The organism is Streptomyces sp. NPDC045701 (assembly GCF_056432045.1).
The window spans coordinates 24,909-44,104 of sequence record NZ_JBWKJV010000010.1 but is presented as its reverse complement, the minus strand read 5'-3'; the positions used below and the strand labels follow the sequence as shown (position 1 = coordinate 44,104).

At 71.7% G+C, this 19,196-nt stretch carries 20 protein-coding genes; 14 read left to right on the top strand and 6 right to left on the bottom strand.

The annotated features are described in order from the left end of the window. The first annotated feature begins 53 nt into the window (after nucleotides 1-53). Complete coding sequence (locus AC07DW_RS14220; protein ID WP_478857925.1) at nucleotides 54-584, top strand: NUDIX hydrolase; 531 nt, start codon at nucleotides 54-56, stop codon at nucleotides 582-584. 10 nt (nucleotides 585-594) lie between these two features. Here the strand turns inward: AC07DW_RS14220 and AC07DW_RS14215 are convergent, their stop codons facing one another. Together AC07DW_RS14215 and AC07DW_RS14210 are read right to left on the bottom strand one after the other, a co-directional pair. Then, nucleotides 595-852, bottom strand: coding sequence for a hypothetical protein (locus AC07DW_RS14215; RefSeq protein WP_478857924.1), 258 nt, complete (start codon nucleotides 850-852; stop codon nucleotides 595-597). A gap of 130 nt (nucleotides 853-982) precedes the next feature. Next, on the bottom strand, nucleotides 983-1,846 hold the full coding sequence (locus AC07DW_RS14210) for a 3-hydroxybutyryl-CoA dehydrogenase (RefSeq protein WP_478857923.1): 864 nt from the start codon (nucleotides 1,844-1,846) through the stop codon (nucleotides 983-985). Between the two features lie 170 nt (nucleotides 1,847-2,016). On the opposite strand from AC07DW_RS14210, the gene AC07DW_RS14205 reads away from it, so the two are divergent. Next, the gene (locus AC07DW_RS14205) at nucleotides 2,017-3,306 is read left to right on the top strand and encodes a glycoside hydrolase family 10-like protein (RefSeq protein WP_478857922.1); all 1,290 of its coding nucleotides are present in this window, start codon (nucleotides 2,017-2,019) and stop codon (nucleotides 3,304-3,306) included. A gap of 87 nt (nucleotides 3,307-3,393) precedes the next feature. On the opposite strand, the gene AC07DW_RS14200 is transcribed toward AC07DW_RS14205, so the two are convergent. After that, nucleotides 3,394-3,585 carry a DUF1918 domain-containing protein gene (locus tag AC07DW_RS14200; protein WP_478857921.1) on the bottom strand — a complete coding sequence of 64 codons (192 nt, stop codon included), beginning with the start codon at nucleotides 3,583-3,585 and terminating at the stop codon, nucleotides 3,394-3,396. 175 nt (nucleotides 3,586-3,760) lie between these two features. On the opposite strand from AC07DW_RS14200, the gene AC07DW_RS14195 reads away from it, so the two are divergent. Further along, the gene (locus AC07DW_RS14195) at nucleotides 3,761-4,198 is read left to right on the top strand and encodes a GNAT family N-acetyltransferase (protein ID WP_478857920.1); all 438 of its coding nucleotides are present in this window, start codon (nucleotides 3,761-3,763) and stop codon (nucleotides 4,196-4,198) included. Nucleotides 4,199-4,229: 31 nt separating this feature from the next. Further along, nucleotides 4,230-5,387, top strand: a complete 1,158-nt coding sequence (locus tag AC07DW_RS14190) for a methyltransferase (protein WP_478857919.1) — start codon at nucleotides 4,230-4,232, stop codon at nucleotides 5,385-5,387. Between the two features lie 17 nt (nucleotides 5,388-5,404). Here AC07DW_RS14190 and AC07DW_RS14185 read toward each other — a convergent pair whose 3' ends face one another. Continuing rightward, a complete protein-coding gene (locus AC07DW_RS14185; protein WP_478857918.1) occupies nucleotides 5,405-5,929 on the bottom strand; it encodes a cupin domain-containing protein in 525 nt (174 codons plus the stop codon). A gap of 152 nt (nucleotides 5,930-6,081) precedes the next feature. On the opposite strand from AC07DW_RS14185, the gene AC07DW_RS14180 reads away from it, so the two are divergent. From AC07DW_RS14180 to AC07DW_RS14145, 8 genes are all read left to right on the top strand, one after another. Then, on the top strand, nucleotides 6,082-6,501 hold the full coding sequence (locus tag AC07DW_RS14180; protein ID WP_478857917.1) for a helix-turn-helix domain-containing protein: 420 nt from the start codon (nucleotides 6,082-6,084) through the stop codon (nucleotides 6,499-6,501). A 10-nt stretch (nucleotides 6,502-6,511) separates the two neighbouring features. Continuing rightward, complete coding sequence (locus AC07DW_RS14175; protein ID WP_478857916.1) at nucleotides 6,512-6,928, top strand: VOC family protein; 417 nt, start codon at nucleotides 6,512-6,514, stop codon at nucleotides 6,926-6,928. A gap of 157 nt (nucleotides 6,929-7,085) precedes the next feature. Next, nucleotides 7,086-9,512: an ATP-binding cassette domain-containing protein gene (locus tag AC07DW_RS14170; RefSeq protein ID WP_478857915.1), complete on the top strand. Its 2,427-nt coding sequence runs from the start codon at nucleotides 7,086-7,088 to the stop codon at nucleotides 9,510-9,512. 177 nt (nucleotides 9,513-9,689) lie between these two features. Continuing rightward, entirely contained in the window at nucleotides 9,690-10,718 is a 1,029-nt protein-coding gene (gene argC / locus AC07DW_RS14165) for an N-acetyl-gamma-glutamyl-phosphate reductase (protein WP_478857914.1), read from the top strand. 180 nt (nucleotides 10,719-10,898) lie between these two features. Continuing rightward, nucleotides 10,899-12,050 (top strand): bifunctional glutamate N-acetyltransferase/amino-acid acetyltransferase ArgJ, encoded by a 1,152-nt coding sequence (argJ, locus tag AC07DW_RS14160; protein ID WP_478857913.1) that lies wholly within the window; start codon nucleotides 10,899-10,901, stop codon nucleotides 12,048-12,050. Further along, nucleotides 12,047-12,949, top strand: coding sequence for an acetylglutamate kinase (argB, locus tag AC07DW_RS14155; RefSeq protein WP_478857912.1), 903 nt, complete (start codon nucleotides 12,047-12,049; stop codon nucleotides 12,947-12,949). The genes argJ and argB overlap by 4 nt, the downstream gene beginning before the upstream one ends. After that, nucleotides 12,946-14,142: an acetylornithine transaminase gene (locus AC07DW_RS14150; protein ID WP_478857911.1), complete on the top strand. Its 1,197-nt coding sequence runs from the start codon at nucleotides 12,946-12,948 to the stop codon at nucleotides 14,140-14,142. The genes argB and AC07DW_RS14150 overlap by 4 nt, the downstream gene beginning before the upstream one ends. A 7-nt stretch (nucleotides 14,143-14,149) precedes the next feature. Then, nucleotides 14,150-14,680, top strand: a complete 531-nt coding sequence (locus AC07DW_RS14145; protein WP_189552854.1) for an arginine repressor — start codon at nucleotides 14,150-14,152, stop codon at nucleotides 14,678-14,680. A gap of 16 nt (nucleotides 14,681-14,696) precedes the next feature. Here the strand turns inward: AC07DW_RS14145 and AC07DW_RS14140 are convergent, their stop codons facing one another. After that, nucleotides 14,697-15,416 (bottom strand): L,D-transpeptidase family protein, encoded by a 720-nt coding sequence (locus tag AC07DW_RS14140; protein ID WP_478857910.1) that lies wholly within the window; start codon nucleotides 15,414-15,416, stop codon nucleotides 14,697-14,699. 249 nt (nucleotides 15,417-15,665) lie between these two features. Next, nucleotides 15,666-16,259, bottom strand: coding sequence for a pyridoxamine 5'-phosphate oxidase family protein (locus tag AC07DW_RS14135; protein ID WP_478857909.1), 594 nt, complete (start codon nucleotides 16,257-16,259; stop codon nucleotides 15,666-15,668). 200 nt (nucleotides 16,260-16,459) lie between these two features. On the opposite strand from AC07DW_RS14135, the gene AC07DW_RS14130 reads away from it, so the two are divergent. Both AC07DW_RS14130 and argH read left to right on the top strand, forming a co-directional pair. After that, nucleotides 16,460-17,653: an argininosuccinate synthase gene (locus tag AC07DW_RS14130; protein ID WP_478857908.1), complete on the top strand. Its 1,194-nt coding sequence runs from the start codon at nucleotides 16,460-16,462 to the stop codon at nucleotides 17,651-17,653. Between the two features lie 84 nt (nucleotides 17,654-17,737). After that, a complete protein-coding gene (gene argH, locus AC07DW_RS14125) occupies nucleotides 17,738-19,165 on the top strand; it encodes an argininosuccinate lyase (protein WP_478857907.1) in 1,428 nt (475 codons plus the stop codon). Nucleotides 19,166-19,196 lie beyond the last annotated feature (31 nt).

Here is a 19,196-nt window from a genome sequence, read left to right as displayed (position 1 = left end):
GTACGTAAGCCTGCTGCGATATTGCCATCTACTTGTCGGAAGGTGGCAGAAAAGTGCAGTGGACGAACCTGAGCGAACAAACCATCTATGAGAACCGCTGGTTCAAGGTCAACCTCGCGGATGTCGCACTCCCCGACGGCCGGCACCTGGACCACTTCCTCATCCGGCTGCGGCCGGTGGCCGTCGCGACGGCCGTCAACGAGGCCAACGAGGTGCTGATGCTGTGGCGGCACCGCTTCATCACCGACAGCTGGGGCTGGGAACTCGCCGCGGGGGTGGTCGAGGACGGCGAGGACATCGCCGCCGCGGCCGCCCGTGAGATGGAGGAGGAGACGGGCTGGCGCCCGGGGCCGTTGCAGCACCTCCTGACCGTCGAGCCGTCCAACGGCCTGACGGATGCCCGCCACCACCTGTACTGGGCGGAGGAGGCGACCTACACCGGCCATCCCCAGGACGACTTCGAGTCGTCCCGTCGCGAGTGGATTCCGCTGAAACTCGTGCCGGACATGATCGCCCGCGGAGAGGTCCCGGCCGCCAACATGGCGGCCGGGCTGCTGATGCTGCACCATCTCCGGCTGGGCTGACTCGCGCGGATCAGTGGCCGAGCGCCTGCCAGACCGCCACGGCCAGCGCGCCCACGGCGGTGCACGCGGACACGGCGGGCAGCGGCCACCTGGCCTGCTCCAGGGTGCTGACGCGCGCGGCCAGATCGGTGAGTTCGCGGTCGATCTGGCCGTGGCGCTGGGCGAGCAGCGCGAGCTGCCCGTCGATCCGGGCGAGCCCCACGTCGAGACAGCGGCGCAGCTCTGCGAACTCCTCGACGGCCGTTAAGTGTGCGGGGTGGGTGGTCACGGTTTTCCGCTCCTCTTCGTTGACTCGGCGGAACCGAGTCAACTCCCCCGCAGGGGGCGGGGGGGAGCGTGTGCGCAGGGCATATGCGAACACGCTCCGCACACCCCGTGCGAATCTTCGTCGCTCTGTGTCACGACCCGTAGGGGTAGAAGCCGGAGCCCGTCTTACGGCCGAGGCGTCCGGCGTCCACCATGCGCTGCAGCAGCGGGGGAGCGGCGTACAGCGGCTCCTTGTACTCCGCGTACATCGAGTCGGCGACCGAGGCGACCGTGTCCAGGCCGATGAGGTCGGCGAGCTTCAGCGGGCCCATGGGGTGGGCGCAGCCCATCTCCATGCCGTTGTCGATGTCCTCGCGGCTCGCGATGCCCGACTCGAACATCCGGATCGCGGAGAGGAGGTATGGGATCAGCAGCGCGTTCACCACGAAGCCGGAGCGGTCCTGGGCGCGGATCGCGTGCTTGCCGAGCACCTTCTCGACCACGGCCTGGGAGCGGCTGATCGTGCCCTCCGAGGTGGTCAGCGCCGGGATCAGCTCGACGAGCTGCTGCACCGGGGCCGGGTTGAAGAAGTGGATGCCGATGACCTGGTCCGGGCGGGACGTCGCCACGGCCAGCTTCACCAGCGGGATGGAGGAGGTGTTGGAGGCGAGGATCGCGTCCTGGCGGGTCACGACCTGGTCGAGGACCTGGAAGATCTCGGTCTTCACCTGCTCGTTCTCGACGACCGCCTCGATGACAAGGTCACGGTCGGCGAACTCGCCGAGGTCGGTGGTGAAGCTGAGCCGGGCGAGCGTGGCGTCGCGCTCCTCCTCGGTGATCTTCCCCCGCTGGGCGGCCTTGGAAAGCGAGTTGTACAGCCGGGTACGGCCGATCTCCAGCGCCTCGCCGGTGGTCTCGGCGACCTTGACCTCCAGGCCGCTACGGGCACACACCTCCGCGATGCCCGCGCCCATCTGGCCGCAGCCCACCACTCCGACGCGTTCGATGTCGGTCACATCGTGCCTTTCGCTGATCTTCCCTGCGGCAGGACCCCCGTGTGATTCCGGCGCCCGCCTCGACCCCACGACGTTACTCCGTTCGCGCGGGTGGAGGGCGGTCCGGGGCGGGCATGCTCTGCGGAGAAGGGGCGAAAGCAGGAGCAACACGCTGGACAAGGGGCATATGAATGCGGCATATCGGCAGACGCGGCCTGGTGGCGGCCACGCTCGGAGCGGTGGCGTCGCTGTGGGCGGCGGCGGACGCGGGCGGGGCGGCGCGCCCCCGGCACGGACACCGGAACGGCCGCGGCGAGCGCGGCCCGCACGGCAGGCACGGCAGGCGGAGGGCCGGCCGGGAGTTCCGCGGCATGTGGCTGGCCACCGTCGCCAACCGCGACTGGCCCTCCAAGCCGGGGCTGCCGGCCGACCGGCAGCGGGCCGAGCTGCTGGCCTTCCTGGACGCCGCGGTGGAGCGGCGGCTCAACGCGGTGGTGTTCCAGGTGCGGCCCACCGCCGACGCGCTGTGGCCCTCGCCGTACGAGCCCTGGTCCCAGTACCTCACCGGGGTGCAGGGCCGGGACCCCGGGTGGGACCCGCTGGGCACGGCGGTGGCCGAGGCGCACGCGCGCGGCCTGGAACTGCACGCCTGGTTCAACCCGTACCGGGTGGCCAACCACACCGATCCGGCACGCCTGTCGGAGGGGCACCCCGCCCGGGTCCACCCGGACTGGGTCGTCCCCTACGGCGGGAAGCTGTACTACGACCCGGGGCTGCCGGAGGTGCGGAGCTTCGTCCAGGACGCCATGCTCGACGCCGTACGCCGCTACGACATCGACGCCGTCCACTTCGACGACTACTTCTACCCCTATCCGGTGGCGGGCCAGTCCTTCGCCGACGACGCCACCTACGCGGCGCACGGCGCGGGGTTCCCGGACCGGGCGGCGTGGCGGCGGGACAACATCGACCGGCTGGTGCGGGAGATGTCCGGGCGGATCCGGGAGATCGACAAGGACGTACGGTTCGGGATCAGCCCGTTCGGCGTCTGGCGCAACGCCGCCACCGACCCCCTGGGTTCCGACACCAGGGCCGGGGTCCAGACGTACGACCACCTGCACGCCGACACCCGCAAGTGGGTGAAGGAGCGCTGGATCGACTACGTGGCGCCGCAGCTCTACTGGCACATCGGCTTCGCCGCCGCCGACTACGCCAGGCTCGTGCCCTGGTGGGACGACGTGGCCCGCGGCACGGGCGTCGAGGTGTACGTGGGCGAGGCGCTCTACAAGGCCGGTGACCCCGCCCAGCCGGCCGCCTGGCAGGACCCGGCCGAGCTGTCGCGCCACCTCACCCTGGCCGGCGAATACCCGAGGGTGCGCGGCCACGTCTTCTTCTCGGGCAAGGAGGTCGTCACGGACCGCGTCGGGGCGATGGCCAGGGTCGTGGCCGACCACTACCCCGCGCCGGCCCGCCCGCCGGAGTAGGCCCCGTCCGCCGGGCCGGGCGGGACCGGGGGTGCCTTGTCGGACATGCCGGGCTCACGACGCCCGGCATGGTGGACAAGACACCCCCTAGCCGGGTTCCTTGTGGCGTACGACGCTGTCGGGGCCCGGGGACATCACGGTTTCGTGACCGTCGTCGAAGCGGACGCGGTACGGAGGTGTCCCGTCCGGCCCGAGTACCTCGATGACCTCGGCGGTCTTGTCGTGCTGGCCGACGATCCTGCCGTGCACCAGCAATGTGTCGCCCACGGTCGCGCGCATCGAGAGTCCTCCTCGCACCGATTTGACCTTTTTGTCGTTCCGTAGGGGAGTCTACGTCCGCCGGTGTGCTCGGCGTCACCCGGAGGAAGCCGCTCGTGGTACCCGGTCGATTGAGGACGCAACCACCGTGGCCGGGACCACAGACAACCGGGCCCCGCCCTGGCAGAGTCCGATCATGGACGACACGACGGCAGCCCTGGACGCGTACGAGATCTCCACCGACGCCGCCCGGCTGGACCGGGCCCGCGTGCACCACTGGCTCTCGACCGACGCGTACTGGGCCCTCGGCCGCAGCCGTGACAAGCAGGACCGGGCCATCGACGGATCGCTCAACTTCGGCGCCTACGAGGCCGCCTCGGGCGAACTCGTCGCCTACGCCCGCGTCGTCACCGACCACGCCACGTTCGCCTGGCTCTGCGACGTCTACGTCGACCGGCCCGCCCGCGGCAAGGGCCTGGGCACCGCGCTGGTCGAAGCGGTCCGCGACCACCTCGCCCCCTTCGGCGTCAAGCGCGTCGTGCTCGCCACGCACGACGCGCACGGCGTGTACGAGAAGGCCGGCTTCGAGCCGCTGGACGCGCCGGAGCACTGGATGGCGCTCCGGTTCCGTTAGCCCCCGGCCCACCGGCTAGCCTGGGCGGACAATGAACCGTCTGACCACGCCATGGGGCGCGTACGAGCTCGCCCGCTTCCCCGAGGACCCGCGCGACCGGCTGCGCGCCTGGGACGCCGCCGACGAGTACCTGCTGAACCACCTGGCCGACTCCCCGCTCCCCACCTCCGGCACCGTGGTCGCGGCCGGCGACCGGTGGGGCGCCCTGGTCACCTCGCTCGCCGAGCGGTACCCCGCGCAGGTCGTCCAGATCACCGACTCGTACCTGGCCCGCGAGGCCACCCGCGCCAACCTCGCCCGCAACGGGATCGACCCCGGCGCCGTCCACCTGCTGACCACCCGGGACACCCCGCCGCAGCGCGCCGACGTCCTCCTGGTCCGCGTCCCCAAGAGTCTCGCGCTCCTGGAGGACCAGCTGCACCGCCTCGCCCCGGCCGTGCACCCCGGGACCGTCGTCGTCGGCACCGGCATGGTCAAGGAGATCCACACCTCCACGCTCGCCCTCTTCGAGCGGATCCTCGGCCCGACCCGCACGTCCCTGGCCGTGAAGAAGGCCCGGCTGATCTTCTGCACGCCGGACCCGGACCTGCCCCGCTCGGCCAGCCCCTGGCCGCACCGCTACACGCTGCCCGCCGACGCCCCCGGCGCGGTCGCCGGCCGCACCGTCGTCAACCACGCGGGCATCTTCTGCGCGGACCGGCTCGACATCGGCACCCGGTTCCTCCTGGGGCACCTGCCGCGCGGCCTGGGCCACTCCCGGGTCGTCGACCTGGGCTGCGGAAACGGTGTGGTGGGCCTCGCGGTGGCACTGGCCGAGCCCGACGCCCGGCTCCTGTTCACCGACGAGTCGTACCAGGCCGTGGCGTCGGCCGAGGAGACCTTCCGGGCCGGTGCGGGACCGGGCGCCGAGGCGGAGTTCCTCGTGGGGGACGGACTCACCGGCGTTCCCGCCGAGTCCGTGGACCTGGTCCTGAACAACCCGCCCTTCCACAGCCACCAGGCGACGACCGACCTGACGGCCCGCCGGATGTTCTCCGGAGCGCGCCGGGCGCTGCGGAGCGGCGGCGAACTGTGGGTCGTCGGCAACCGGCACCTCGGCTACCACGTGACCCTGCGCCGCATCTTCGGCAACTCGGAAGTCGTCGCGAGCGACCGGAAGTTCGTCGTCCTGCGGGCCGTGAAGAAGTAGGCGGGCACCGCCCCGGTTCAGCCGGCCGGGAACCGGGACCCGCACCGCCCGCAGAAGCGGACCCCGGACTCGGCGGGCGCGAGCCGGCCGCACTCGGGGCACACCCGGTCGAGCAGGCAGGCGGCCTCGCCGCCCTCCCGCTCCTCCACCACAAGGTCCGCGGCGGTGGTACGGGCGGACGCGGCACCGATGGACAGCCCCGGCCGGCGGCGGTGCACCGTGAGGTACGCCAGCCCCTCCGGACCGGCCGCCATACCGCGCCGGGCGCCGCGCGGCAGCCACACCAGGCACCCCGTCCCTACGGGCTGTTCACCCTCCGCGGTGTCCAGCCGTCCGTCGCCGTCCACGACGTACAGCACGACGTCCAGGTCGGGCTCGACGTGGCCGGCGACCCGGCTGCCGGCGGCCAGGCGCACCACATTGGCGTCCAGCTGGCGGCCGTCCTCCGCGAGCCGCCACAGCGCACCGGTCCGGTCGGCGGGCACCCCCCGCGTCACGTCCGGCACACGGGCGAGCACTGCGGCCAACGGGTTCGCTGCCACCCTTTCCTCCTGAGTCGCGCCAAGTGGTTGAAGCAGCGGATATTACCGGTTGCCCGGACCCCCTCAGAGGTGAACTCCCGCGAGGCGCCGCCCCCCCCGCGACCCGGACGAGTCCGCCGCCGCGGCCCGCGCCCCCGTGCGATGCTGGGGGCATGACCGTGGAGGACCTGGTACGGCTGCGCCGCGCCCGGGACGTGATGGACCGCGACTACGCGCTGCCGCTGGACGTGCCCGCGCTGGCGAAGGTCGCCCTCATGTCGCCGGGGCACTTCTCCCGCAGCTTCCGCGCCGCCTTCGGGGAGACGCCCTACAGCTACCTGATGACCCGCCGTGTCGAGCGGGCCAAGGCGCTGCTGCGGCGGGGCGACATGAGCGTGACCGAGGTCTGCTTCGCGGTCGGGTGCACCTCGCTCGGGTCGTTCAGCTCGCGCTTCTCGCAGCTGGTCGGCGAGAGCCCCAGCGCCTACCGGGCCCGCCGCCACGAGGCCGGCGCCGCGATCCCGGCGTGCGTGGCCAAGATCTACACCCGACCGGTCAGGATCGGAGAAGCGGGATCCTCCGCCGCCTCGTAGCGTCGTGGCCATGGACCTCAAGCTCTCGCAGTGCTTCATCGCAGTCGACGACCACGACAAGGCGCTCGCCTTCTACCGCGACGTTCTCGGCCTGGAGGTGCGCAACGACGTCGGGTTCGAGGGGATGCGCTGGGTGACCGTCGGGTCGCCGGCACAGCCGGACGTGGAGATCGTCCTCGAACCGCCGCTGGCCGACCCCAACGCCTCACCGGCCGACCGGCAGGCGATGGCGGAACTGCTGGCCAAGGGCATGCTGCGCGGTGTGATCTTCACGACCGACGATGTCGACGGCACCTTCGAACGCATCCTGGCGGCGGGCGGCGAGGTGCTCCAGGAACCGATGGACCAGCCGTACGGCGTCCGTGACTGCGCCTTCCGCGACCCGGCCGGCAACATGCTCCGCTTCAACCAGCCCCGCACACGGTGACACCGGCCCGACCCCCGGCCCCGCGCCCGCCCCGGCATGCGTCCCCTGGACGACCGCGCCGAGAATTCCGGGCGCACGTGCGGCGCCGGTCGGATAATCGAGCCACGTGAGGCCGAGGAGGACCGCACAGGCGGCCCGCCCCATGGATGGAGACCGGATGAGCACGGCCAAGAGGGCCACCCCGAACGACGTGCGGACCGCTGTGCCGCACATAGCCGACAGCCATGATCTGATCCGCGTCCACGGCGCGCGGGAGAACAACCTCAAGGACGTCAGCATCGAGATCCCGAAGCGCCGGTTGACGGTGTTCACGGGTGTCTCCGGTTCGGGCAAGAGCTCCCTGGTGTTCGACACGATCGCCGCCGAGTCGCAGCGGCTGATCAACGAGACGTACAGCGCCTTCGTGCAGGGCTTCATGCCCACGCCGGCGCGGCCCGAGGTCGACGTCCTCGACGGGCTGACGACGGTGATCACCGTCGACCAGCAGCGGATGGGCGCCGACCCGCGCTCCACGGTCGGCACGGCCACCGACGCCAACGCGATGCTGCGCATCCTCTTCAGCCGGCTCGGCGAGCCGCACATCGGCCCGCCCGGCGCGTACTCGTTCAATGTCGCCTCGGTGCAGGCGAGCGGCGGGTTCCGGGTCGATCGCGGGGCGGACAGGACCAGGACCGAGAAGGTGACCTTCAGCCGCACCGGCGGCATGTGCACGCGCTGCGAGGGCCGGGGCGCGGTCTCCGACATCGACCTCACCCAGCTCTACGACGACTCCAAGTCGATCGCCGAGGGCGCGTTCACCATCCCCGGCTGGAAGTCGGACAACGTGTGGACGGTGGGCGTCTACGCCCAGTCGGGCTTCCTGGACCCCGACAAGCCGATCCGCCGGTTCACCAAGAGGGAGATGCAGGACTTCCTCTACCGTGAGCCCACCAAGGTGAAGGTCAACGGCGTCAACCTCACCTACGAGGGGCTGATCCCCAAGATCCAGAAGTCCTTCCTGTCCAAGGACAAGGAGGCGATGCAGCCGCACATCCGGGCTTTCGTCGAGCGGGCCGTCACCTTCACCACCTGCCCCGAGTGCGACGGCACCCGCCTCACCGAGGCGGCCCGGTCGTCGAAGATCGACGGCATCAGCATCGCCGACGCGTGCGCGATGGAGATCAGGGACCTGGCCGAGTGGGTCCGCGGCCTGGAGGACACCTCCTCGCGCGGGGGGTATCCCATGGTGGCCCCGCTGCTGACCGCGCTGCGGCGGACGCTCGACTCGTTCGTGGAGATCGGGCTGGGCTACCTCAGCCTCGACCGGACGTCCGGCTCGCTGTCGGGTGGCGAGGCGCAGCGCGTGAAGATGATCCGCCACCTCGGCTCGTCGCTCACCGACGTCACGTACGTCTTCGACGAGCCCACCATCGGCCTGCACCCGCACGACATCCAGCGGATGAACAACCTGCTGCTGCGGCTGCGCGACAAGGGCAACACGGTGCTCGTCGTGGAGCACAAGCCGGAAGCGATCGCGATCGCCGACCACGTGGTGGACCTCGGCCCCGGTGCCGGCGTGGAGGGGGGCACCGTCTGCTTCGAGGGCACCGTCGAGGGGCTGCGGGCCGCCGGCACCATCACCGGCCGCCACCTCGACGACCGGGCCGCCCTCAAGAAGACGGTCCGCGAGCCCACCGGCACGCTGGCCATCCGCGGCGCGACGGCCAACAACCTGCGCGACGTCGACGTCGACATCCCGCTCGGGGTGCTCACCGTCGTCACCGGTGTCGCGGGTTCCGGCAAGAGCTCGCTCGTCCATGGATCGATCCCGGCGGCCGAGGGCGTCGTGTCGGTGGACCAGACGCCGATCAGGGGGTCGCGGCGCAGCAACCCGGCGACGTACACGGGCCTGCTCGACCCGATCCGCAAGGCGTTCGCCAAGGCCAACGGCGTGAAGCCGGCGCTGTTCAGCGCCAACTCCGAGGGCGCCTGCCCGACCTGCAACGGCGCCGGCGTCATCTACACCGACCTGGCGATGATGGCCGGTGTCGCCACCACCTGCGAGGAGTGCGAGGGCAAGCGGTTCCAGGCGTCCGTCCTGGAGTACCGCCTCGGCGGCCGTGACATCAGTGAGGTGCTGGCGATGCCGGTCACCGAGGCCCAGGAGTTCTTCGCCGACGGCGAGGCGCGCACCTCGGCCGCCCACCGGATCCTCGGCAGGCTCGCCGACGTGGGCCTCGGCTACCTCACCCTCGGGCAGCCTCTGACCACCCTGTCCGGCGGCGAACGGCAGCGTCTCAAGCTGGCGACCCACATGGGCGACAAGGGCGGCGTCTACGTCCTCGACGAGCCGACCACCGGCCTCCACCTGGCCGACGTCGAACAGCTCCTCGGGCTGCTGGACCGGCTGGTCGACTCCGGCAAGACGGTCATCGTCATCGAGCACCACCAGGCGGTCATGGCGCACGCCGACTGGATCATCGACCTGGGTCCCGGGGCGGGCCACGACGGTGGCCGGATCGTCTTCGAGGGCACCCCCGCCGGCCTCGTCGCCGACCGCTCCACCCTCACCGGCGAACACCTCGCCGCCTACGTCGGCGCCTGACCCCACACCGCCGCCCGGCCGACCGCCGCCCCGGACGAGGGGGCCGGCGGCCGGCCGGCCGTGAGGAGCCGTCCACCACTCGCCCCCGGCCGCACCCCACCGGAAGGGGACCGACGAAAGGGCTTTGCATAAAACTGCGGCACTGCGTATAGTCATGCCATCGATGAGGAGGGTTCGATGGCAGTACGAGCAGCGGTGGCGGGCGCGAGCGGATACGCGGGCGGAGAGGTGCTCCGTCTGCTCCTCGGCCACCCCGAGGTCGAGATCGGCGCGCTGACCGGCCATTCCAACGCCGGCCTGACGCTCGGCGCGCTGCAGCCGCACCTGGTGCCGCTCGCCGACCGGGTCCTCGGACCGACCACCGCCGAGGCCCTCGCCGGTCACGACGTCGTGTTCCTCGCCCTGCCGCACGGGCAGTCCGCCGCCGTCGCCGAGCAGCTCGGCGACGACGTCCTGGTCGTCGACATGGGCGCCGACTTCCGGCTCGTGGACGCCGCCGACTGGGAGCGCTTCTACGGCTCCCCGCACGCCGGCACCTGGCCCTACGGCCTCCCGGAGCTGCCGGGAGCCCGCGCCGCGCTGGAGGGGTCCAAGCGCATCGCGGTGCCCGGCTGCTACCCGACCGCCGTGTCGCTCGCGCTCTTCCCCGCGTACGCCGGCGGCCTCGCCGAGCCCGAAGCGGTGGTCGTCGCCGCCACCGGCACCTCCGGCGCGGGCAAGGCGCTCAAGCCGCACCTGCTGGGCTCCGAGGTCATGGGCTCCATGAGCCCGTACGGCGTCGGCGGCGGCCACCGCCACACGCCCGAGATGATGCAGAACCTCGGCGCGGTCGCCGGCGAGCCGGTCACCGTCTCCTTCACCCCGACCCTGGCCCCCATGGCGCGCGGCATCCTCGCCACGTGCAGCGCCAAGGCGAAGCCGGGCACCACGGCCGAGGACGTCCGGGCCGCCTACGCCAAGGCGTACGCCGACGAGCCGTTCGTCCACCTCCTCCCCGAGGGCCGGTGGCCGGCGACGGCCTCCGTCTACGGCTCCAACGCCGTACAGGTCCAGGTCGCGTACGACGCGACGGCGGGCCGTGTCATCGCGATCAGCGCCATCGACAACCTCACCAAGGGCACCGCCGGCGGCGCGGTGCAGAGCATGAACATCGCCCTCGGGCTTCCCGAGGACACGGGTCTTTCCACGATCGGAGTCGCACCGTGAGCGACGCACGCGCGGCCGCCGGTCCGCAGACGACGATGATGCCCGCGCTGCTGCGCCGCGTGGGCGGAGAAGCGAACGGGGAAACGCGGTGAGCGACGCACGCGCGGCCGCCGGTCCGCAGACGACGATGATGCCCGCGCTGCTGCGCCGCGTGGGCGGAGAAGCGAACGGAGAAGCACAGTGAGCGTCACGGCAGCGAAGGGATTCACGGCGGCGGGCATCGCGGCCGGGATCAAGGCGAACGGCAACCCGGATCTGGCCCTCGTGGTCAATACCGGGCCCCGCCGTGCCGCCGCGGGCGTCTTCACTTCGAACCGCGTCAAGGCCGCGCCCGTCCTGTGGTCGGAGCAGGTCCTGAAGGCCGGCGAGCTGACGGCCGTCGTCCTCAACTCCGGCGGCGCCAACGCCTGCACCGGCTCCCAGGGCTTCCAGGACACCCACGCCACCGCCGAGAAGGTGGCAGAGGTCCTGGAGATCGGCGCGGGCGAGGTCGCCGTCGCGTCCACCGGCCTCATCGGCGTACTTCTGCCCATGGACAAGCTCCTGCCGGGCGTCGAGAAGGCCGCCAAGGAGCTCTCCGAGCACGGCGGCGAGAAGGCCGCCATCGCCATCAAGACCACCGACACCGTTCACAAGACCTCCGTGGTGTCGAAGGACGGCTGGACCGTGGGCGGTATGGCCAAGGGCGCGGGCATGCTCGCCCCGGGCCTCGCCACCATGCTCGTCGTCCTCACCACCGACGCCGACGTCGACGCCGCGACGCTCGACAAGGCGCTGCGTGACGCCACCCGCGTCACCTTCGACCGGGTCGACTCCGACGGCTGCATGTCGACCAACGACACCGTCCTGCTGCTGGCCTCCGGCGCGTCCGGCACCACCCCCGCCTACGCGGACTTCGCCGATGCCGTCACCCAGGTCTGCGGCGACCTCGGCCGTCAGCTCATCGGCGACGCCGAGGGCGCGTCCAAGGACATCCGCGTCGAGGTGATCAACGCGGCGAGCGAGGACGACGCCGTCGAGGTGGGCCGCTCCATCGCCCGCAACAACCTCCTCAAGTGCGCCATCCACGGCGAGGACCCCAACTGGGGCCGTGTCCTGTCCGCCATCGGCACCACGCGGGCCGCCTTCGAGCCCGACCGGCTGAACGTCGCCATCAACGGCGTCTGGGTGTGCAAGAACGGCTCGGTCGGCGAGGACCGCGACCTCGTCGACATGCGGTACCGCGAAGTGAAGATCACCGCCGACCTCGCGGCCGGCTCCGAGTCCGCGGTCATCTGGACCAACGACCTCACCGCCGACTACGTCCACGAGAACAGCGCGTACAGCTCATGAGCACGACACGCAAGCACACCGCCCTGCCCAAGGCGCAGATCCTCATCGAGGCCCTGCCCTGGCTCACCCGCCACCACGGCAAGACCGTCGTCATCAAGTTCGGTGGCAACGCCATGATCGACGAGGAGCTGAAGGCGGCCTTCGCCCAGGACGTCGTCTTCCTTCGCCACGCCGGTCTCCGGCCCGTCGTCGTCCACGGCGGCGGCCCGCAGATCAGTGCCCAGCTCGACAGACACGGCCTGGTCAGCGAGTTCAAGGCGGGGCTGCGCGTCACCACGCCCGAGGCGATGGACGTCGTCCGGATGGTGCTCGCCGGACAGGTCCAGCGTGAGCTCGTGGGACTGCTCAACCAGCACGGCCCGTTCGCCGTCGGTATGACCGGCGAGGACGCCCACACCATCACCGCCACCCAGCACCGGCCGCGGATCGAGGGCGAACTCGTCGACATCGGCCGCGTGGGGGAGATCACCCGGATCGACACCGGTGCCATCGAGGCACTGCTGGACAACGGCCGCATCCCGGTCGTGTCCTCGATCGCCCGTTCCGAGGACGACGGACATGTCTACAACGTCAATGCTGATACGGCGGCTGCGGCACTCGCTGCGGCGCTGGGTGCCGAGACCCTGATGGTCCTCACCGATGTCGAGGGCCTCTACGAGGACTGGCCCCACAGTGACGAGGTCATCAGCCGGCTCACCGCCGGCGAGCTGGAGAAGCTGCTGCCCGAGCTCTCCAGCGGCATGGTCCCCAAGATGGAGGGCTGCCTGCACGCGGTGCGCAACGGCGTCACCACCGCGCGCGTCATCGACGGGCGCGTGCAGCACTCGATCCTGCTGGAGATCTTCACCGACGAGGGCATCGGCACGATGGTCGTGCCGGACGCACAGGGGGAGTCATGACCGGCAACGAGCACCTGACCGGGCGCTGGCAGGGCGCGCTGATGGACAACTACGGCACGCCCCGGCTGCCGCTGGTACGCGGTGAGGGCGCCAGGGTCTGGGACGCCGACGGCACCGAGTACCTCGACTTCGTCGGCGGCATCGCCGTCAACGCCCTCGGCCACGGGCACCCCGCCGTCGTCGAGGCGGTGTCGCGGCAGATCGGCACCCTCGGCCACGTCTCCAACCTCTTCGTCGCCGAGCCGCCGGTCGCCCTGGCCGAGCGGCTGCTGCAGCTCCTGGGCCGCCCCGGGCGGGTCTTCTTCTGCAACTCGGGCGCCGAGGCCAACGAGGCCGCCTTCAAGATCGGGCGGCTGACCGGCCGGACCCACATGGTCGCCACCACCGGCGGCTTCCACGGCCGGACGATGGGCTCCCTCGCCCTCACCGGCCAGCCCGGCAAGCAGGAGCCGTTCGTGCCGCTGCCCGGGGACGTCACCCACGTCCCGTACGGGGACGCGGACGCGCTCCGTGCGGCCGTCACCGACCGGACCGCGTTCGTCATCATCGAGCCCGTCCAGGGCGAGAACGGCGTCGTCGTCCCGCCGCCCGGCTATCTGAAGGCCGCCCGGGAGATCACCCGCGCGACCGGCACGCTGCTCGTCCTCGACGAGGTGCAGACCGGCATCGGGCGGTGTGGCCACTGGTTCGAGCACCAGGCGCACGGCGTCGAGCCGGACGTCGTCACCCTCGCCAAGGGCCTGGGCGGTGGCCTGCCGATCGGCGCGACCGTCGCGTTCGGCCCGGCGGCCGACCTGCTGAAGCCCGGCCACCACGGCACGACGTTCGGCGGCAACCCCGTCGCGTGCGCCGCCGGACTCGCCGTACTCGACACCCTCGCGGCCGATTCCGCCCTCGACGATGTCAAGCGCCTCGGCGAGAAGCTGCGCGACGGAATCGAGGCGCTGGACCACTCGCTGGTCTCCCACGTCCGTGGTGCGGGCCTGCTGCTGGGTATCGTGCTCACCGAGCCCCTCGCGCCTCAGGTGCAGCAGGCGGCTCAGGACGCCGGCCTCCTGGTGAACGCGCCCGCTCCCGATGTCGTACGGCTGATGCCGCCGCTCGTCATCGGTGACGACGAGGTGGACGCCTTCCTCCGGGCCCTGCCCGGCGTCCTCAGCAGCGTGAACGGGGAAGGACGAGCCGGAGAATGAGACGACGATGACCGACGCGCAGGACCTCGAACACGGGGGGCCGTCCGTTCCGCAGACCCGCACCGCACGCCACCGCCGGATCGTGGACATCCTCAACCGGCAGCCGGTGCGCTCCCAGAGCCAGCTGGCGAAGCTGCTCGCCGACGACGGGCTGAGCGTCACCCAGGCGACGCTCTCCCGCGACCTCGACGAACTGGGCGCGGTGAAGATCCGCAACACCGGCGGCGAACTGATCTACGCGGTGCCCAGTGAGGGCGGCTTCCGCACCCCGCAGGCCCCGCTCGGCGAGTCGGCCAAGGAGGAGCGGATGCGGCGCCTCTCGGGCGAGTTGTTGATCTCCGCCGAGGCCTCCGCCAACCTGGTGGTCCTCCGGACGCCACCGGGCGCCGCCCAGTTCCTCGCGTCGGCCATCGACCAGGCCGAGCTGCACGCCATCCTCGGCACCATCGCGGGCGACGACACCCTGCTGCTCATCTCCCGCGACCCGGCGGGCGGCCAGGCGCTGGCGGACCACCTGCTGCGGCTGGCGCAGACGTAAGCCGCCCGGTACAGGTTCAGTACCGGGTGAGGGCGGTCGGCCCCGACGCCGTACCGACGGCGAGGTGCGGCCGCCGGGCCGGGTCCGCCCATGCCAGGATCCGCCGCATCGCGCGGGCGGGGACGGCGACGCACCCCGCCGTCGGCCCCCGCCCCGCCACGTGCAGGAAGATGCCCGCGCCGCGTCCGCGTACCGGGCGGCCGTAGTTGAAGCCGATCACCAGGGCGTGCGCGTACCGCGGTCCGTAGTCGACCAGGTGCTCGGCCTCCGCCGCCCGGCAGTCGGGGGGCAGGCCCTCAACCCAGCGGTTGTACGCGCGGGACCGGTTGTCCTGGCACCACCAGGAGTCGCGCGTCACGCGGCGGTACGGGACGCCGGTGCCCGGCGGCGCGGCGTCGATGCCGAAGGCGTACGGCAGCGGGAACAGGCCCGCCGGGGTGGTCGACGTGCCCTGGCGCCGCCGCGCGCCCTCCACCAGGCCGTTCGCGCCGAACCGCGCCGCCGCCGAACCCCTCCGTACCCAGCGCTCGCCGCGCCGGTCCCACCAGGTCACCGTCCCGGTGGTGGACCGGGTGCCGGGCGCCTCGGCCGTGATCAGCTGGGTGCCGCCGCCGGTGTCGGCCATCCGCGCCGGCAGCGGCCGGGGGTCCCCGGGCGCGGCGGCGGACGGCGGGGCCACGAACACGGAGGCGAGGACCGACGTGAGGGCGGACACGAGAGCGGGACCGATGCGCATGCCCGGACCGTACGCCCGCCCCCCGCCTCCCGCCGCCGGCGCGCACCCGAACGGGGCCGGTCGACCGGGGGCGCCCCGGTCCCGGCGAGGCCGCGGGGGCGGCGCCCCGGAACGCCCCTCCGGCGGATCGGCCCACGCGGTCTCCTGACCCGCCCACGCGGTCTCAAGAAATCCCCCACGGTCCCCCGACCCGCCCGCGGTCTTTGGACCCGCCCGGTCGGGCCCGGCCGCGGGTTCCCGCTGCGGCCCCTACGGGGCGTCCGGGCGCGGCGGGAGGGGCAGTGGGAGGGCCGGCAGGCCGTCCAGGCTCACCCCGACGTGGTCCTTCTTCTCGCAGTACGCGGCGAACTCCTCGTCCGTCTTGCGGGCGAAGTGCTGGGCGTGCTGCGTCCGCTCCTCGCGGTAGTCCAGGAACGGCACGGCGAAGCCGCACGAGTCGCTGATCCGCTGGGCGCGGACGACCACGACGGCGCGTGCCGCCGGGCCGTCGGCGTCCTTGAAGTACCGGAGGTACTCCGCCCAGCGCGGGTCGTCCCGGAAGATCGCCTCGCCCTTCCCGTGCACGCGCAGCACCTTGGGCGGGCCGCTGAAGGCGCACCACATCAGCGTGATCCGGCCGTTGCCCTCCTCGCGGAGATGGGCCACGGTCTCGGCGGTGCTGCCGCCGAAGTCCAGGTAGGCGAGCGTCAGCTCGTCGACGACGACCAGCGTGCCCTTGCGCCCCTTCGGCGAGAGGTTGACGTGCCCGTCACCCGTGAGCGGGGCGGAGGCGGTGAAGAAGACCGGCTGTTCCTCGATGAAGTCGCGTATCCGGCCGTCGATGCGTGCGTATCTCTTTCCCATGGGCGCATTATCGGCGAGCGGCCCAACGGGAGGCGTTCGCAAGGCCGTTGGGACCCCGGCCGGACGCGGGCGCCGCCCGTCCGCCGCGCCGGGCGCCGCCCCGCTCCGGACGCCCGGGGGCTCCCGGGGAGCGCGTTGACAAAACATACGGCGGTCTGCATAGTTATACCTGTCAGTGAATGCACCGTAAGGAGAAACCCGTGACCGAGCGCGTCGTACTCGCCTACTCGGGCGGACTGGACACCTCCGTCGCCATCGGCTGGATCGCCGAGGAGACGGGTGCCGAGGTCATCGCCGTCGCCGTGGACGTCGGCCAGGGCGGCGAGGACCTGGACGTCATCCGCAAGCGCGCGCTCGCCTGCGGTGCGGTCGAGGCCGAGGTCGCGGACGCCAAGGACGAATTCGCCGACGAGTACTGCCTCCCGGCCATCAAGGCCAACGCGCTGTACATGGACCGCTACCCGCTGGTCTCGGCGCTCTCCCGGCCCGCGATCGTCAAGCACCTGGTCGCCGCCGCCCGGAAGCACGACGCCTCGATCGTCGCCCACGGCTGCACCGGCAAGGGCAACGACCAGGTCCGCTTCGAGGCCGGCATCCAGGCCCTCGGCCCCGACCTGAAGTGCATCGCCCCGGTCCGGGACTACGCCATGACCCGCGACAAGGCCATCGCCTTCGCGGAGAAGGCCGAACTGCCGATCGCGACCACCAAGAAGTCCCCGTACTCCATCGACCAGAACGTCTTCGGGCGTGCCGTGGAGACCGGTTTCCTCGAGGACATCTGGAACGCGCCGATCGAGGACATCTACGAGTACACCTCGAATCCGGCCACCCCCCGCGAGGCCGACGAGGTCGTCATCACCTTCAAGGAGGGCGTGCCGGTCGCCATCGACGGCAAGCCCGTCACCGTCCTCCAGGCCATCCAGCAGCTCAACGAGCGGGCCGGCGCCCAGGGCGTCGGCCGGATCGACATGGTCGAGGACCGGCTGGTCGGCATCAAGTCCCGCGAGGTCTACGAGGCCCCCGGCGCCATCGCCCTGATCACCGCCCACCAGGAGCTGGAGAACGTCACCGTCGAGCGCGAGCTGGCCCGCTACAAGCGGCAGGTCGAGCAGCGCTGGGGCGAGCTGGTCTACGACGGCCTGTGGTTCTCGCCGCTCAAGCGGGCCCTGGACGGCTTCATCAACGAGGCCAACCAGCACGTCTCCGGCGACATCCGGATGACCCTGCACGGCGGACGCCCCGTCGTCACCGGCCGGAAGTCCGACGAGTCGCTCTACGACTTCAACCTGGCGACGTACGACTCGGGCGACACCTTCGACCAGTCCAAGGCGCAGGGCTTCATCGACATCTTCGCCCTGTCGTCGAAGATCGCCGCGAAGCGTGACCTGATCTGACACGGACTCGTTCGACAGCCGCCTCCCCGTTCCCCGTGGGCGGGGAGGCGGCGTCCTTCCCACAGCCTTGAGGAGCTTGAAGCAGTGAGCAGCAACAACGGTGACGTCCGGCTCTGGGGCGGACGGTTCGCCGACGGTCCCGCCGATGCGCTGGCCAAGCTGTCGGCGTCCGTGCACTTCGACTGGCGCCTGGCGCCGTACGACATCGCCGGCTCCCGCGCACACGCGCGCGTGCTGCACAAGGCCGGGCTGCTCACCGCCGACGAGCTGACGCGCATGCTGGAGGGTCTCGACCGGCTGGAGGCGGACGTCGCCGACGGCTCCTTCACCGGCACCATCGCCGACGAGGACGTCCACACCGCGCTGGAGCGCGGCCTGCTGGAGCGGCTCGGGCCCGACCTCGGCGGCAAGCTGCGCGCGGGCCGGTCCCGCAACGACCAGGTCGCCACACTGTTCCGGATGTACCTGCGCGACCACGCCCGGATCATCGGCGGCCTCCTCGCCGAGCTCCAGGACGCCCTCGTGGGGCTGGCGGAGGCGCACCCGGACGTCGCCATGCCGGGGCGTACGCACCTCCAGCACGCCCAGCCGGTGCTCTTCGCGCACCATGTGCTCGCCCATGTGCAGTCGCTGTCCCGGGACGCGGAGCGGCTGCGGCAGTGGGACAAGCGGACGGCGGTCTCCCCGTACGGTTCGGGCGCCCTCGCGGGCTCGTCGCTCGGGCTCGACCCGGAGGCGGTCGCCAAGGACCTCGGCTTCGAGAACGGCAGCGCGGGCAACTCGATCGACGGCACGGCGTCGCGCGACTTCGTCGCCGAGTTCGCGTTCATCACCGCCATGATCGGCGTGAACCTCTCGCGGATCGCCGAGGAGGTCATCATCTGGAACACGAAGGAGTTCTCCTTCGTCACCCTGCACGACGCCTTCTCCACCGGCTCGTCGATCATGCCGCAGAAGAAGAACCCGGACATCGCCGAGCTGGCGCGCGGCAAGTCGGGGCGTCTGATCGGCAACCTGACCGGGCTCATGGCGACCCTCAAGGCCCTCCCGCTCGCGTACAACCGCGACCTCCAGGAGGACAAGGAGCCGGTCTTCGACTCCTGCGACCAGCTGGAGGTATTGCTGCCGGCCTTCACCGGCATGATGGCCACGCTCACCGTCAACCGCGAGCGGATGGAGGAGCTCGCCCCGGCCGGCTTCTCGCTCGCCACCGACATCGCGGAGTGGCTGGTCAAGCAGGGTGTGCCGTTCCGGGTGGCGCACGAGGTCGCGGGCGAGTGCGTCAAGGAGTGCGAGGCTCTCGGCATCGAGCTGGACGAGCTGACCGACGAGCAGTTCGCGAAGATCTCCGAACACCTCACCCCCGAGGTCCGCACGGTGCTGAACGTCCCCGGCGCCCTCGCCTCCCGCGACGGCCGGGGCGGCACGGCCCCCTCCGCCGTCGCGACCCAGCTCGCCGAGGTGAAGGCCGACCTGGTCATCCAGCACGCCTGGGCCGCCGCCAAGCGGTAACTCCTCACGTCACAGCGCCGCCGCCCGGTGT